Consider the following 16,869-nt stretch of genomic DNA (forward strand, 5'->3'; position numbering starts at 1 on the left):
CCCCGAACCCCGAACCCCGAACCCCGAACCCCGAACCCCGAACCCCGAACCCCGAACCCCGAACCCCGAATCCGAAAACCCAAATTAGCTGGTCTGACCATTTGTTTTTCATCTTATTAACCTTTCTTTATCCTCTGCATTCTGTGTATTATTTGAACTTTGTTTAAATTACGTTACGCTGGCCTTAGGGCTTTAAAACTGCTGTAAATTGACAGTAATTACGGTTTTTGATAACGTATGGCAAAATTTGGTATGACCAATTTACCTTTTGGTCAGGTCATTCAGTTAAAAGCCTTCTTTAATGGGCTGCTAGCACTTATACAACGCGGACGTTGATTGATGTCTTTAAAAATTAAAGCGGCAAAATTATCTGATGTTATTTTACAACAACTTGAGAACATGATTCTTGAGGGGTCGTTAGCACCAGGAGAAAAGTTACCACCGGAGCGTGAACTCGCCAAGCAATTTGAAGTGTCGCGTCCGTCGTTGCGTGAAGCCATTCAAAAGCTTGAGGCAAAAGGGCTCGTAACCCGTCGTCAAGGTGGTGGAACGTATGTAAAAAATCAATTGGAGGAGGGGCTGACTGATCCGTTGTTTGATTTGATCAGTAAACACCCCGAATCGCAATTTGATTTATTAGAATTTCGTCATGCGCTAGAGGGAATTGCGGCTTATTACGCAGCACTTCGCGGAACAAGTAACGATTTTGCAAAAGTAAAACAGAGCTTTGATCAGATTGCATTAGCTAAAGATGAATTAAAGCAAAAAGCCAAAGCGATTAATGACTTTCATTTTTGCATCGCTGAGGCGTCTCATAACGTAGTGTTACTGCATTTAGTAAGAGGGATGCAAAGCTTACTTGAGCAGAATGTTTTACAAAATTTAACGGTGTTACTTAAAAAGTCAGATATAAGCAGCCAATTAGCCGAGCATAGACGCTTATTAATGGATGCAGTGATTGACGGTAATCCTGAACAAGCTCGCTTAGCGAGTAATGCGCATTTAGCCTATATTGAAGAAGCATTGCTTGAAGCGGGTAAAGAGCACTCGCGAATTGAACGTAGTTTGAGACGCACCAAACAAAATTAAGCAAGTACATTCACTGTTAACTTGAGTTAACAGTGAAGTATTCAATACATAAAATTAGTATTTTAAACATAAGGAAACCTCCATATGTCTGAAGTCAATAAAATTGACGTAGACGCGCTAGAAACACAAGAGTGGTTACAAGCTCTTGAATCGGTTGTGCGCGAAGAAGGTGTTGAACGAGCTCAGTTTTTACTTGAGCAAGTGTTAGAGCAAGCCCGTTTAGACGGTGTTGATATGCCAACAGGCATTAACACAAACTACGTTAATACGATTCCGGTTGATCAAGAACCTGCCTACCCTGGTGATGTAAATCTTGAGCGCCGTATTCGTTCAATTATTCGCTGGAACGCGATTATGATTGTATTGCGTGCATCGAAAAAAGATCTCGACTTAGGCGGCCATATGGCGTCTTACCAATCGTCTGCTGCATTTTATGAAGTGTGTTTTAATCATTTCTTTAAAGCGCCAAATGATGTTGATGGTGGCGATTTAGTTTATTACCAAGGTCATATTTCTCCGGGTATTTATGCGCGTGCATTTGTTGAAGGGCGTTTAAGTGCTGAACAGCTTGATAATTTCCGTCAGGAAGTAGATGGTAAAGGCCTACCTTCTTACCCTCATCCTAAATTAATGCCTGAGTTTTGGCAGTTCCCAACGGTATCTATGGGCTTAGGTCCAATTTCTTCAATTTACCAAGCGCGTTTCTTAAAGTACTTAGATGGCCGTGGCTTAAAAGACACTAAAAACCAACGTGTATATGCGTTTTTAGGTGATGGTGAAATGGATGAGCCAGAATCACGTGGTGCTATTTCTTTTGCTGCCCGTGAAAAGCTAGATAACCTATGTTACTTGATTAACTGTAACCTACAGCGCTTAGATGGCCCTGTAATGGGTAACGGTAAAATCATTCAAGAGCTAGAAGGCCTATTTAAAGGCGCTGGCTGGAATGTTATTAAACTTGTTTGGGGCAGCGGTTGGGATATTCTGCTTGCTAAAGACACCACAGGTAAATTACTACAGTTAATGAACGAAACTGTTGATGGTGATTACCAAACATATAAAGCAAAAGATGGCGCCTACGTACGTGAACATTTCTTTGGTCGTTACCCAGAAACAGCAGCGCTTGTTGCTGATATGACCGATGAAGAAATTTTCGCCCTTAAGCGCGGTGGTCATGAGCCTTCAAAACTGTTTGCTGCATTTAAAAAAGCAGAAGAGACGAAAGGTCGTCCAACAGTAATCCTTGCTAAAACAGTAAAAGGTTACGGCATGGGTGAAGCAGCAGAAGGTAAAAACATTGCGCACCAAGTTAAGAAAATGGATATGTCGCATGTGGCTCACTTACGCTCACGTTTAGGCTTAGATGATTTAGTATCAGAAGAGCAATTAAAAGAGCTACCATACTTAGAGCTTGAAAAAGATTCTCCAGAGTACAAGTACCTTCATGCGCGTCGTGAGGCCCTACAAGGTTACACGCCAACACGTATTGCCAAGTTCTCTGAAAAGTTACAGTTACCAGAAGTAGATGCGTTCAAGCCATTACTTGAAGAGCAAAAACGTGATATTTCAACCACTATGGGCTTTGTACGTGCACTTAATATCTTATTAAAAGATAAAGGTATTGGTAAAAATATTGTGCCAATTATTGCCGATGAAGCACGTACTTTTGGTATGGAAGGTTTATTCCGTCAAATCGGTATTTACAACCCACATGGCCAAAATTACACCCCTCAAGACCGTGATATTGTTTCTTACTATAAAGAAGCAACCTCAGGGCAGGTATTACAAGAAGGGATTAACGAGCTAGGTGCAATGTCGTCATGGGTTGCTGCTGCAACATCTTACAGTACCAACGACTTACCGATGATCCCATTCTACATTTACTACTCTATGTTTGGTTTCCAACGTGTTGGTGACATGGCATGGATGGCTGGGGATCAACAAGCACGTGGTTTCTTATTAGGTGCTACAGCGGGTCGTACAACGCTAAATGGTGAAGGCTTACAGCATGAAGATGGCCACAGCCACATTCTTGCAAACACAGTACCTAACTGTATTTCTTACGATCCTACTTATGCATTTGAAGTAGCGGTTATCGTGCAAGACGGTATTCGTCGTATGTACGGTGAAGAGCAAGAAAACATTTACTACTATCTAACGCTAATGAACGAAAATTACCATCAGCCAGCAATGCCAGAAGGCGCTGAAGAAGGTATTCGTAAAGGTATCTACAAGCTAGAAAGCTACGAAGGTAAAAAAGCCAACGTACAGCTATTAAGCTCAGGTACTATCATGACTGAAGTGCGTAAAGCTGCGGCAATTTTAAGCGAAGAGTTTGGTATTGCGTCTGATGTTTACTCAGTAACTTCATTCAATGAACTTACCCGTGATGGACAAGATGTTGAACGTTTCAACATGCTTAACCCAGAAAGCGAGCAAAAAACGCCATACATCACTAGCGTATTAAATGATTCAGTAACTGTTGCTGCAACGGATTACATGAAAAACTACGCAGAACAAGCGCGTTCATTTATTCCAAGCAATAACTACAAAGTATTGGGTACAGATGGTTACGGTCGTTCAGACAGCCGTGAAAACCTACGTCGTCACTTTGAAGTTAACGCAAGCTACGTGGTAGTTGCGACATTATCTGAACTTGCTAAACGTGGTGAAGTTGAAAAGTCAGTGGTTGTTGAAGCAATTAAAAAATTCAACATCGACACGAACAAACTAAATCCACTGTACGCATAAGAGGTTTGCAATGAGTATTGAAATTAAAGTACCTGATATCGGTGGCGATGAAGTAGAAGTAACCGAAATACTAGTGAGCGTTGGCGATAAAGTTGAAGTTGACCAATCACTATTAAGTGTTGAAGGTGATAAAGCTGCGATGGAAGTACCTGCTGAACAAGCCGGTACGGTAAAAGAAATTAAAGTAAATGTGGGTGACACTGTTACCACTGGCACTTTAGTGTTCATCTTTGAAGGTGAAGCGCAAGACTCTGCTGCTGACTCTAAAGAAGCTGAAAAAACCGAGGAAGCAGCACCTGCTGCGTCATCGGCTTCATCAACCAAAGAAGTCACTGTGCCAGATATTGGTGATGACGAAGTTGAAGTAACTGAAATTATGGTTGCAGTTGGTGATAGCGTAGAAGAAGAGCAATCTATCTTAAACGTTGAAGGCGACAAAGCGGCAATGGAAGTACCTGCACCCTTTGCCGGTACAGTAAAAGAAATTAAAGTAAATACTGGTGACAAAGTGAAAACGGGTTCATTAGTATTTGTTTTTGAAGTGTCAGGTGGTGATAACCAAAGTGCCCCTACAGCTGATTCAAAAGCACAAGAGAAGCCTGCTGAACAAGCATCGGCATCAAGCACTAAAGAAGTTAGCGTGCCTGATATTGGTGATGACGAAGTTGAAGTAACAGAAGTTATGGTTGCGGTTGGCGATAGCGTAGAAGAAGAGCAATCTATCTTAAACGTTGAAGGCGACAAAGCAGCTATGGAAGTACCGGCGCCGTTTGCAGGTACTGTTAAAGAGATTAAAGTAGCGACTGGCGATAAAGTTAAAACTGGCTCATTGATTTTTGTATTTGAAGTGGCGGGTAGTGCACCAGCTGCAGCACCTGCAGAAAAATCAGCACCAGCGCCTAAAACAGAATCTAAGCCGGCAGCTCAGGCTGAGTCAAAACCAGCAGCATCATCTGCTAAAGCAAGCCCTGAAAGCTTTGAAAACAATAGCGCTTATGCACATGCATCGCCAGTGGTTCGCCGTTTAGCACGTGAGTTTGGTATTAACCTTGCCAACGTTAAAGGCACGGGCCGTAAAAACCGTGTTGTTAAAGAAGACGTGCAAAACTATGTTAAGCAACTGGTTAAGCAAGTTGAGTCTGGTCAAGTACCAGCAGCTAAAGGCAATGCGGGTGGCGGTGAGCTTGGTTTAATTCCATGGCCAAAAGTTGATTTTGCTAAGTTTGGTGAAATAGAAGAGAAAAAACTCTCTCGTATTCAAAAGCTGTCAGGTAAAAACTTACACCGTAACTGGGTACAAATCCCCCATGTTACCCAGTTTGATGAAGCGGATATCACGAGCCTTGAGCAGTTCCGTAAAGAGCAAAACGCGCTTAACGAGAAGAAAAAGCTGGGTGTTAAAATTACGCCACTCGTGTTTGTAATGAAAGCAGCAGCTAAAGCGCTTGCTGAGTTCCCGACATTTAACTCATCGCTTTCAGAGGATGGCGAAAGCTTAATTCTTAAAAAGTACATTAATATTGGTGTAGCGGTTGATACGCCTAATGGCTTAGTTGTACCAGTGTTCAAAGATGTTGATAAAAAAGGCATTATTGAACTCTCTCGTGAACTAATGGAAGTATCTGTTAAAGCACGTGATGGCAAGTTAAGTTCATCAGATATGCAAGGTGGTTGTTTTACTATTTCAAGCCTAGGTGGCATTGGTGGTACGGCATTTACGCCGATTGTGAATGCGCCTGAGGTGGCAATTTTAGGTGTGTCAAAATCTGAAATGAAGCCTAAGTGGAATGGTAAAGAGTTTGAGCCTAAGCTAATGGTTCCACTTTCAATGTCTTACGACCATAGAGTGATTGACGGTGCACTTGCTGCACGCTTTACTGTTACTCTTGCAAGTTACATGAGTGATATACGCCAGTTAGTGATGTGATCACTACAGAGTGAGTAAAATCAAATCCCAGCCAGTTGTTTTTAGCTGGGATTTTTATCATTTGCAATGATACAATATTTGCACAAATGCCCTTTTCTGCCTTGCAGAAACATGGCAGTTAAATTTTGGGGCTGTGTCCCGTTCAAACAATAAAGGTAATAGCATGAGCAACGAATTAAAAACTCAAGTTGTTGTACTAGGCGGTGGTCCTGGTGGTTACTCTGCGGCTTTTCGCGCTGCTGACTTGGGCTTAGAAGTTACATTAGTAGAATCTCGCGAGACATTAGGCGGTGTATGTCTTAATGTTGGTTGTATTCCTTCTAAAGCACTTTTACACGTAGCTAAAGTGATTGATGATGCTGCAGAAATGTCATCTCACGGCGTTACTTTTGGCGCACCAAAAATTGACTTAGATGAAGTTCGTTCTTGGAAAGAGTCTGTTGTTGGCCAGCTTACAGGTGGCTTAGACGGCATGGCTAAAATGCGTAAAGTAAAAGTTGTATCTGGTTACGGTAAATTTACTGGTAGCAACACTTTAGATGTTGAAGGCGCTGACGGTAAAACAACCATTACCTTTGATAACGCAATTATTGCTGCGGGTTCTAAACCTGTAAACTTACCTTTCATCCCTGAGGATGATCGCGTTATTGATTCAACGGGCGCGCTAGAGCTTAAAGATGTTCCTGAAAAGCTACTTGTTTTAGGTGGTGGTATTATCGGTCTTGAAATGGGTACGGTTTACCGTGCACTAGGTTCTGCAATTGATGTTGTAGAATTTGCAGACCAACTTGTTCCTGCTGCTGATAAAGACATCATTAAAATTTACCAAAAGCATGTTAAAGACAAGTTTAATGTAATGCTTTCAACTAAAGTAACTGGCGTTGAAGCAAAAGACGACGGTTTATATGTTACGTTTGAAGGCAAAAATGCACCGGCAGAGCCAGTACGTTACGACAAAGTACTTGTTGCTGTAGGTCGTACACCAAATGGTAACATGTTAGACGCTGATAAAGCGGGTGTGAATGTTGATGAGCGTGGTTTTATTAACGTTGATAAGCAATTACGTACTAACGTAGAACATATTTTTGCGATTGGTGACTTAGTGGGTCAACCTATGCTTGCGCATAAAGCGGTTCATGAAGGCCATGTTGCAGCAGAAGTTATCTCTGGTCAAAAACATTACTTTGATCCTAAGTGTATTCCTTCAATTGCTTATACTGACCCTGAAATTGCATGGGCGGGTGTAACTGAAAAAGAAGCGAAAGAGCAAGGTTTAAGCATTGAAACAGCTGTATTCCCTTGGGCTGCATCGGGTCGTGCTATTGCTTCTTCACGTACTGAAGGTTCTACTAAGCTTATTTTTGATAAAGAAAGCGGCCGTATTATCGGTGGTGCTATGATTGGTATTAACGCAGGCGAAATGCTGGGCGAAATCGGTCTAGGTATTGAAATGGGTGCAGATGGTGAAGACCTAGCGCTAACAATTCATGCTCACCCAACATTGAACGAATCAATCGGCCTTGCTGCTGAAATTTTTGAAGGTTCAATTACTGATTTACCAAACAAAAAAGCAGTTAAAAAGAAGAAGTAATTTCTTTTAGTTAATCGCGATAAAAAACCCAAGCCTCGGCTTGGGTTTTTTGTTTTTATAGCCGTCAGCCGTCAGCCGTCAGCCGTCAGCCGTCAGCCGTCAGCCGTCAGCCTTCAGTAAAGACAAGCTCCCTTGACACTTAAGTTAATATGAGCAAAATTTTGTAGCTGATAGCTGATAGCTGATAGCTGATAGCTGATAGCTGATAGCTGATAGCTGATAGCTGATAGCTGATATCTATTCCCTTTTATTTTAGCTACAATGCGCAGCCATCAATTTATAGGTAATAAACCACAGTGACCCAGAGTTTAAAAAATTCAGTTTTAGCATTACGTGCCCAGCAAATAAGTGAATCTCGACGTGAGTTTAATGCCCGTGGTGGAAAAATGGATCGTTGTGATCAATGCTTAATTGCCAAGCATTACTGTATTTGTGAGGGCGCTGAGTACGCAAGCTGTAGCGCTGCAGTATGCTTACTTATGTATCACAATGAAAGTTTTAAACCGTCTAATACAGGGCGTTTAATTGCTGAAATTATCCCTGATAATCATGCGTTTCGTTGGGATAGAACCTCCCCAGATCCTGCTTTATTAGCATTGTTGAATAATGATAAATATCAGCCTTTTGTGATTTTTCCGGCTGAAGATGTTGAAACTGATAGGGTGGTAAGCCAGGTTGAAACGCATGCAGGTAAACAGCCATTGTTTATATTTTTAGATGGTACATGGCGAGAAGCTAAAAAAATGATTCGTAAGAGTCCTTATTTAGATAACTTACCTGTGCTTTCTATTACCGCAGAAAAACTCTCAGATTACCGATTACGTGTAGCGCCTCATGCTCATCAGTTAGGAACGGCAGAAGTAGCTATTATGGTATTAGCATTGGCTGGTGAAGTTGATGCGAGCACTAAATTAGAGCAGCATTTTATTAAGTTTCGCGACGCTTATTTACTTGGTAAGCGTAACAAAGGCAGGCCCGAATAAAGTGCAGGGTATTAATACGAAAAAGCTGAATTTTACGCTTGAGTATAGCCTAAACATATATAATTTGGCTGACCGCTGACTTTCAGGCAAAAGAAAAGCGCGAACCATCTCTAGTCGCGCTTGCGGAATCTTCTAACTTTGTTGCATCCTGCAATTGAACCTAATCAACTCCAATTTTTACGATCCGTGTTATTACAATATTACTTTCTAGTTCTATGTAATATAGGCTATCCGGGCCTGTCTCCATAAATCCCTAAAACATCCTGTAAGGTAAAATCTATTACCAATCCTTATTGCACATCCGAGTGCATTCCCTTTGTTACCATTCCGTTGTGTTGCCTTTAAGGCCTGTCCTTTTTGTTCCCTATCCTTTATAAACAACTATTCCGCTGTTGTTATCCATTATGCATCATCCTGATGCTATCCCTTGTGCAACAATCCATTGCGATACTCATCCTGAGCCTGTCCTTAAATCCCTGTTATCCTAAAAACCAAACCTTGGTATTCGAGTAGTTAATCCGTTTCCATTTACTCGGTAAGCGTCGTTGCTTATTTATGGGTTAATTATAGAGAGTGATTTGCAGTAAATGTAGGATAAAACCGCTTATGGTTTATGTTCTTACAAATGAAATATATTTAAATAACTTAAAATACAATAGCTTAGTTTGTTTTTAGGGTGTTGTGCAGGGTGTTTTTACTCATTTGCTGTCATAAGCGTAAGAGATATCTTACAGGGGTTTTCTTTTTTGGGCGTATTTATCACTAAGTAATTATATAAAGTGTGCACTTTTTAGTTCATCGCGGTAAAATTAATGATAATAATTATTAGTCAGGTAAGAAAATATGAAAAAAACACTCGCGCTTGTTGTTGGGTTAATTATCTCAGCACCTGCAGTTGCAACCGATGTTGTGAATATTTACTCATTTAGACAACCTTTTTTAATTAAACCTATTTTAGATGATTTTACACAGCAAACAGGTATTAAAACTAATGTTGTGTTTGCTAAAAAAGGCCTAATCGAGCGTGTTAAGCGTGAAGGCAAACACAGTAAAGCAGATTTAGTTTTAACGTCTAACTTTAGTGCGTTAATTCAGTTAGAAGAGCTAAAGCTAACGCAAACTATTGATAGTGAGCAGGTTAATAATAATGTGCCGGCTGCATTTCGTGATGGCGATGGTCAGTGGGTGGCGCTCACTAAGCGAGTGCGAAATGTTTACTCTTCAAAAGAGCGTTTAGGTCCATTACCTGAGCTGAGTTATGAAGATTTAGCTGCACCTGAATATAAAGGTCAAATTTGTACTCGCTCTGGTAAACACCCTTATAACTTAGGGTTAGTGGCTTCTATGATTGCTCATCATGGTGAAGTCCAGACTAAAACATGGCTGGAGGGTGTAAAAGCGAATTTAGCGCGTAAGCCGCAGGGAAATGATCGTGCGCAAGTGAAAGCCGTTAAAGAAGGTTTATGTAATTTAGCTTTAGGTAACAGTTACTACTTAGGTAAAATGTTGCAAGATGAAGCGCAAAAACCGTGGGCAGATGCGGTTAATATTAATTTTCCAAACCAAACTAACCGTGGTTCGCATATTAACGTATCGGGTGCGGTAATTACTAAGTATGCTAAAAACCCTGAAAATGCCTTGAAACTTATAGAGTATATGACCGACAATAAGGCGCAAAATATGTATGCCTCGCTCAATATGGAGTACCCGGTCAAGCCAGGTGTTAAGCTTTCAAGTTTGGTTGCATCATGGGGAAGCTTTAAGGAAGACAGCTTACCGCTTGATGAAATTAGCAAATATCGTCCGTTAGCCCTTAAGCTAATTGATGAGGTGAAGTTCGATCTTTAATGACTTATAAATTTCAGCTGTCGAAGTGGCAGCTTATTGCGTGGTCGACAGGGTTATTACTGTCGACCCCGTTGTTTTTTCTGCTAGTAGAATCTTTACAAGGCGACTCAGAGGTATTTACTCACCTGTGGAATACCGTGCTGTGGGACTATATAAGTAATACCGTATTGCTGGTTTTAGGTGTAGGGTTACTTAGCTGTCTGATTGCGTTGCCACTGGGTTGGCTCACCGCTTATTGCCGTTTTCCTGGCAAACAACAGTTTGAATGGGCACTGATGCTGCCGCTTGCCATGCCTACCTATATTATTGCTTATGTGTACACGGATTTACTCGACTACGCGGGGCCGATACAAATAACACTAAGAGAATGGTTTGGTTGGCAATCACCCAATGATTACTGGTTTTTTGATATACGCACTTTGCCAGGGGCTATCATCATGATTGCGCTGGTACTCTACCCGTATTTATATTTAATTTTTAAAACCGCACTACGTGAACAATCCTTTAAATTAGTTCAAGCAAGCCAATTAATGGGATTAAGTGCATGGAAAAGCTTTTTTAAAGTAAGCCTAGTGCTTTCTCGTGGTGCTATTGTTGCTGCGCTGGCTTTGATCAGCATGGAAACCATGGCTGATTTTGCTACCGTTAGCTACTTTGCAGTCAGTACATTAACCACCGCAGTATACGATACTTGGTTTGGTTATTACTCATTAACTGCGGCAGCAAAAATTTCAGGGGTGATGTTGTTACTGCTATTCTTAGCATTGATCACCGAGCGTTTTAGCCGTCGTAACCAAGCTGTATTTGAGCGTCAATCGAGTGTGAACAGTGAAGCGCTTTATATCCTCAAAGGCAAATCTGCGTGGCTAGCAACGGGGTTTTGTAGCTTTATTTTAATTATTTCGTTTATTATTCCAATGGTTGTATTGCTCAAATACGCGGTTATGTATTTTGATCAAGCGTGGAATAGTGAGTTTTTTAGCTATGCATGGCAAAGTTTAAAAGTGGCGGCTGTAGTCAGTGTGGTGACTATTATACTGAGTGTTTTAGTGGTGTTTTATCAGCGCATTGCTAAACAAACAAATCCATTAATACCCGGGCGTTTGGCAAGTACGGGCTATGCGTTACCCGGCACAGTATTAGCGATAGCGGTATTGTTGCCACTCACCCTATTAGAAAATACTATTAACCGCACTTTAGCTCCTTATGATTTAGATATTGGCTTATTACTTACTGGTAGCTTACTCACTATTATTTTTGCTTATATAGTGCGGTTTTACGCCGTTGCACACGGAGCTATTGAGTCGAGCTTTTCACGCATTAGTCCCTCCCTTGATATGGCAAGCCAGTCAATGGGAAAAAGCCAAGGGCGCACATTATGCTTAGTGCACTTACCTTTATTACGCCGAGGCTTATTAACCGCTGGTTTATTGGTATTTATTGAGTGTATGAAAGAGCTGCCCGCAGCTTTGTTGTTAAGGCCTTTTGATTTTGAAAGCTTAGCAACTCATGTGTTTCAGTATGTAAGCGATGAACAATTAGAGCTGGCCTCTATATCGGCTTTGTTTATTGTGGTGGTGGGGTTTATTCCGTTATATTTTATTAACCGTTCAATGGAGCAGCGTAGCTAAATGAGTAGTTTGATTTTACAAGGCGTGAGCTATGCATATAACGGGACTAAGGTGATAGATAATTTAGATTTAACCTTAGGTAAAGACGAAATAGTGTGTTTACTCGGAGCTAGTGGCTGCGGTAAAACCACCACACTAAAAGCCATTGCAGGATTAATTGAAGCCAAACAAGGGCAAGTATTTATTGATGGTAAGCTAGTCAGTGATGCTAATACGTTTGTTTCACCTGAGCATCGTAATATTGGCATGATGTTTCAAGACTATGCGTTATTTCCGCATTTAACGGTGGCTAATAATATTGCGTTTGGGCTAAGCGGCATGAGCAAAGCAGATAAACACGCACGCGTGGATGAAATGTTAAAGCTTGTGCACCTAGTAGGCTGCGCCGATAGATTCCCTCATCAACTCTCTGGTGGGCAACAGCAGCGAGTAGCGATTGCACGCGCATTAGCATATAAACCTAGCTTACTGTTACTTGACGAGCCATTTTCTAATATTGATACCCAAGTACGATTTGAGTTAATTGCCGACATTAGACGCATTATTAAGGCGCAGCAAGTATCGGCTGTGTTTGTTACTCACTCAAAAGAAGAGGCGTTTGCTTTTTCAGATACGCTTGCGGTTATGCACCAAGGTAAAATTGCGCAGCAAGGTACGCCAGAACAGCTTTTTGCTAAACCACGTTCAAAGGAGGTTGCAGAGTTTCTGGGTCAGGGCATATACTTAAGCGCCACCGCATTAACCGCCACTGAATATCAAACGCAGTTTGGGGTGGTTGAATCAATACAGCCACAGCAGCATGGCGTGGCGGATAAGGGCGTAATTTATGTGCGTCCGCATCAACTTGAACTTGTTAGTAATAACGATACGCAACAGCAATGTGAGCGGGTTAGTATATTAAGTAGTCGCTTTATTGGCTCCGCTTATGTATACACTGTGGTTATTGATGAGCAAGAAATAGAAGTTGCAGCCGAGTATGGCCAGTCATTTGAAATTAATGAACAGGTTATAATAAAAATAAAACCGCACACGGTGAATTTTTTTGAATCGTAATTAATCGCTGTGTTTTGCTCTAAAAAGTAAGGAATAACAATGGCGCAAGCGCAATCAGGGATTTGTGCTGAAGCAAACTTACACGGTTTGCACTTATTTTTTAATGTACTTGATGGTCACGACGAACTACTTCGCGCTAAGCTTAAAAAAGTGAGCGATATTGAAGATGAGTTTAGTGATCAGTTCTCTGAATCTATGCTTTCTTGTATGGTCGCCATTGGCGCGCAATATTGGCCACACATTCTGCCTGATTATATGCCAAGTGAGCTGCGAGGCTTTCCTAATATTACCCATAGCGATTTTGTGATGAGTGCAAGGCCATGCGATTTATTTGTGCAAATCCGCTCAGACAGAGAAGATGTAAACCACCTGTTTGCATTGCAAATATTAAAACTTTTCAACCCTGATGTTGAGCTGGTGGAGCAAATTCGTAATTTTCGTTTTCTAGATGGCCGTGATTTTAATGGTTTTATTTATGCCGGTGATACCCCGCATGGTCGTCAAAAACGGGTTACGGCCCTCGTTAATAAGCCTGATAGCTTTGAAGATCAAGGCAGCTATATTCATGTTCAGCGCTATAAGCATGACTTAACGTTATGGCAGCACATGTCGTTGCAAGAACAAGAACAAATAATGGGGCGTACTCGTCTCGACAATACCCTAATAAGCCCCGCACTTGAAAGCAGCCATGCAACCCGAAGTGAATTAAAAGATGAACAGGGGCAAGCATTATTACTAAATCAAAGTATGCCTTATGGCGACGTGTATGAGCAGGGGATGTTAATGATTACGTGCTCGGCTAAAGGGGATGCGTTCGAGAAAGTACTCAATAGCCGATTAGGGCAGGGGGAGTATTACGACCATTGGCTTGATTTTACTCAAGCAGATATGGGCTCTGCGTTTTTTGCACCCTCAGTGCGATTTCTAAAGCAGCTATAAAACAAGCCAGTAACGGCTACGTATTAGTATAGCCGTAACAGTGATAACCAAACGAGTTTAAACCGTATCAAACAAAATACGCACACGCTCTAATGTAAGGTCTATTTCTGATACTTTCGCTGGCGCAATAAAAATAGTGTCATCGCCGGCAATTGTTCCTAATACGCCATCTGCTTTACCTAATGAGTCAAGTAAACGGGCAATTAGCTGAGCAGCCCCAGGACTGGTGCGAATAATAATCATCATTTCGTTATGCATAATGTCAATAACTAACTGGCGTAACGGGCTTTTAGCTGTTGGTACACCCATTTCGGCAGGTAAACAGTACACCATTTCTTGTTTAGCATTGCGGGTACGTACCGCGCCAAACTTACTTAACATCCGCGACACTTTACTTTGGCTAATATTATCAAAGCCTTGTTCTTTTAATGCGTCAACTATTTCGCCTTGTGAGCCAAAATTCTCTTCTTTTAAAAGTGCTTTAAAGGCTTTTACCAATGCTTCTTGTTTGTCTTGTGGTTGCATAGTGTCTAATTAGTTATGTTGTCGATACTGCAAATTCTACACAAAAATGCATATTTATGCAGCAGTTGTTTAGGTTTTGCTGCGTTTAAACAGCAAAGTTTACAACTATGGTCGAAAATATAGCTAAAATAGGCAGGATAAATTTGTTTTTAGTCGCTAATTTCTTTATCTTATAAACCACAAATATTTCCTTCCTCAAATCACGGAGAATTCCAATGAAAGTTGCTGTATTAGGTGCTGCAGGTGGTATCGGTCAAGCGTTGTCTTTATTATTAAAAACAGGCTTACCAGCTGGTTCAGAATTATCACTATATGATGTTGCGCCAGTAGTTCCTGGTGTTGCTGTTGACCTTTCTCATATCCCAACAGATGTAAAAGTTGAAGGTTTTGGTGCAGATGCACTAGATAAAGCATTAACAGGTTGTGATATTGTTTTAATCCCAGCGGGTATGCCACGTAAGCCAGGTATGGATCGTGCAGATTTATTTAATGTTAACGCTGGTATCATTAAAACATTAGCAGAAGGCATTGTTGCTAATTGTCCTAAAGCGCTTGTAGGTATTATCACTAACCCAGTTAATGGAACTGTACCGATTGTTGCTGAAGTATTCAAAAAAGCAGGTACTTACGATGCTAAGCGTGTATTTGGTATTACAACACTCGATGTTATCCGTTCTGAAGCGTTTATTGCTGAACTTAAAGGCGTAGACGTAGCAAGTGTTAAAGTACCAGTGATTGGTGGCCACTCAGGCACAACCATTCTACCGTTACTTTCTCAAGTTGAAGGTGTTACTTTCACTGATGAAGAAGTAGCTACACTAACTCCTCGTATCCAAAACGCAGGTACTGAAGTAGTTAATGCTAAAGCGGGCGGTGGTTCTGCAACATTATCTATGGGTGCTGCTGCAGCACGTTTTTGTATGTCTTTAGTTAAAGGCTTACAAGGTGAAGACATTGTAGATTATGCATACGTTGCTGTTGAAAATGGCGATGCAGAGTACTTTGCACACCCAGTACGTTTAGGCAAAAATGGCGTAGAAGAAATTCTTTCTTACGGCACTTTAAGCGCATTTGAAGAGCAAGCTAAAAATGACATGCTTGAAACGCTGAAAAAAGATATCAAAGAAGGTGTTGATTTTATGGCGTAATAGCCAAAATTAACCCATAAAAAAGCCTGCATTTGCAGGCTTTTTTATTGCTCGGAATTATCTACACAGTATTACTTAGTGGTCGCGGTCAACCGCTATTCTAGCTAAGCTAATTAGTGCTTGCTTGTAACTCGACTCAGCTAAGCAATCTAAACAGGCAATTGCTTTATTAGCTTCTTGCTCGGCTTTTTCCATTGTGAACTCAAGGGCATTGGTATGTTTAAGTGCAGCCAGTATCTCGTCAAGGTGCTCCATACCATTACAGTGCTCAATAGCGTCTCTTATTAACTGTGTTTGATGCTCACTACCGTGTTGCATTGCATATATAAGAGGTAACGTCGGCTTACCTTCAGCTAAATCGTCGCCAATGTTTTTACCAAGTTGGTCGGCATCAGCGTTGTAATCTAAAACATCATCCACTAACTGAAAAGCAGTACCTAAATGCATGCCATACAAATTAAGTGCCTCTAGTACACTATCGTCTTGCTCAGTAATAATGGCCGCAAGACCCGTCGCTGCTTCAAATAGCTTGGCGGTTTTAGAATAAATAACCTGCATATAACTGGCTTCAGTGGTATCAGGGTCGTTGCAGTTCATTAATTGCAGCACTTCACCTTCAGCAATAATGTTGGTTGCATCAGCCAGTACTTGCATTATTTGCATTTTACCAAGACCCACCATTAGCTGAAACGAGCGGGTGTAAATAAAATCACCCACCAGTACGCTAGCAGCATTACCAAACTCAGCATTTGCTGTAGGTGTGCCACGGCGCAAATTAGATTCATCTACAACATCATCATGTAAAAGCGTTGCGGTATGAATAAATTCAATGATAGTTGCTAGCGTAATGTGATCTTTGCCTTGGTAACCTAGCGCTTTAGCCGCCAAAATAGCCAACATAGGGCGAACACGTTTGCCACCGCTGTTAACAATATACAAACCAAGTTGATTAACTAACGCCACATCTGAGCGCATTTGCGCATGTATTAGTTGATTGACGTCATTCATATCGCTTTCGATTAACGCCTGGATAGCTTTTATATCCATTGATCTCCGAGCCAATTTTAATGTGTGAACGGCGCAGATTGTACAACAAAAAATGCATTAGCTCGATATTTTGTGATGATTCCTTAAAAAAACACCCTTAAGTAGGTTAAATGACCTATTAACCTTGTGAATAATTGATTAAACATCCTGGTTTAATTTTGAATCACCCCTGGCGGTTAATTGAACTACATAGGCTCGCTTTGCTATTGCTAATTTATTTTCTGTAACCGTTAAAAAGCGCTTGGCAAAGGGGGATTTTAATATAAAATAGGGGAAATATTGAATTGCTCTCAATGCAGCTACTTTTTATTCATTTAATTACAAAAAGAGGCTTGCT

The 16,869-nt window shown here is 41.1% G+C and carries 12 protein-coding genes; 10 read left to right on the forward strand and 2 right to left on the reverse strand.

Annotated features, from left to right (window positions below; all coding sequences use genetic code 11):
• Nucleotides 1-339 precede the first annotated feature (339 nt).
• The 9 genes from pdhR to A9479_RS14655 all read left to right on the forward strand — a co-directional run bounded on the left by pdhR (nt 340) and on the right by A9479_RS14655 (nt 13,812).
• Entirely contained in the window at nt 340-1,089 is a 750-nt protein-coding gene (gene pdhR, locus A9479_RS14615) for a pyruvate dehydrogenase complex transcriptional repressor PdhR (protein WP_008114937.1), read from the forward strand.
• Between the two features lie 84 nt (nt 1,090-1,173).
• The gene (aceE, locus tag A9479_RS14620) at nt 1,174-3,840 is read left to right on the forward strand and encodes a pyruvate dehydrogenase (acetyl-transferring), homodimeric type (protein WP_064663819.1); all 2,667 of its coding nucleotides are present in this window, start codon (nt 1,174-1,176) and stop codon (nt 3,838-3,840) included.
• A 10-nt stretch (nt 3,841-3,850) separates the two neighbouring features.
• Nucleotides 3,851-5,767: a pyruvate dehydrogenase complex dihydrolipoyllysine-residue acetyltransferase gene (gene aceF, locus A9479_RS14625; protein WP_064663820.1), complete on the forward strand. Its 1,917-nt coding sequence runs from the start codon at nt 3,851-3,853 to the stop codon at nt 5,765-5,767.
• 163 nt (nt 5,768-5,930) lie between these two features.
• Entirely contained in the window at nt 5,931-7,358 is a 1,428-nt protein-coding gene (gene lpdA, locus A9479_RS14630; protein WP_013465928.1) for a dihydrolipoyl dehydrogenase, read from the forward strand.
• A gap of 296 nt (nt 7,359-7,654) precedes the next feature.
• A complete protein-coding gene (locus A9479_RS14635; protein WP_064663821.1) occupies nt 7,655-8,341 on the forward strand; it encodes a tRNA-uridine aminocarboxypropyltransferase in 687 nt (228 codons plus the stop codon).
• Between the two features lie 843 nt (nt 8,342-9,184).
• Nucleotides 9,185-10,189 (forward strand): Fe(3+) ABC transporter substrate-binding protein, encoded by a 1,005-nt coding sequence (locus A9479_RS14640; RefSeq protein ID WP_064663822.1) that lies wholly within the window; start codon nt 9,185-9,187, stop codon nt 10,187-10,189.
• Nucleotides 10,189-11,820, forward strand: coding sequence for an iron ABC transporter permease (locus A9479_RS14645; protein ID WP_064663823.1), 1,632 nt, complete (start codon nt 10,189-10,191; stop codon nt 11,818-11,820). Before A9479_RS14640 ends, A9479_RS14645 begins: the two co-directional genes overlap by 1 nt.
• Nucleotides 11,821-12,873, forward strand: a complete 1,053-nt coding sequence (locus A9479_RS14650; protein WP_064663824.1) for an ABC transporter ATP-binding protein — start codon at nt 11,821-11,823, stop codon at nt 12,871-12,873.
• Nucleotides 12,874-12,912: 39 nt separating this feature from the next.
• Nucleotides 12,913-13,812, forward strand: a complete 900-nt coding sequence (locus tag A9479_RS14655; RefSeq protein ID WP_064663825.1) for a Dyp-type peroxidase — start codon at nt 12,913-12,915, stop codon at nt 13,810-13,812.
• A 57-nt stretch (nt 13,813-13,869) separates the two neighbouring features.
• Here the strand turns inward: A9479_RS14655 and argR are convergent, their stop codons facing one another.
• Nucleotides 13,870-14,337, reverse strand: coding sequence for a transcriptional regulator ArgR (gene argR, locus A9479_RS14660; RefSeq protein ID WP_008114955.1), 468 nt, complete (start codon nt 14,335-14,337; stop codon nt 13,870-13,872).
• A gap of 215 nt (nt 14,338-14,552) precedes the next feature.
• Here argR and mdh point away from each other — a divergent pair, with 215 nt between their 5' ends.
• On the forward strand, nt 14,553-15,485 hold the full coding sequence (mdh, locus tag A9479_RS14665) for a malate dehydrogenase (RefSeq protein ID WP_064663826.1): 933 nt from the start codon (nt 14,553-14,555) through the stop codon (nt 15,483-15,485).
• 75 nt (nt 15,486-15,560) lie between these two features.
• On the opposite strand, the gene ispB is transcribed toward mdh, so the two are convergent.
• Nucleotides 15,561-16,532: an octaprenyl diphosphate synthase gene (ispB, locus tag A9479_RS14670; protein WP_064663827.1), complete on the reverse strand. Its 972-nt coding sequence runs from the start codon at nt 16,530-16,532 to the stop codon at nt 15,561-15,563.
• Nucleotides 16,533-16,869: the final 337 nt, after the last annotated feature.

It is taken from the genome of Pseudoalteromonas sp. MQS005 (genome assembly GCF_001661605.1).
Classification (GTDB): domain Bacteria; phylum Pseudomonadota; class Gammaproteobacteria; order Enterobacterales; family Alteromonadaceae; genus Pseudoalteromonas; species Pseudoalteromonas tetraodonis.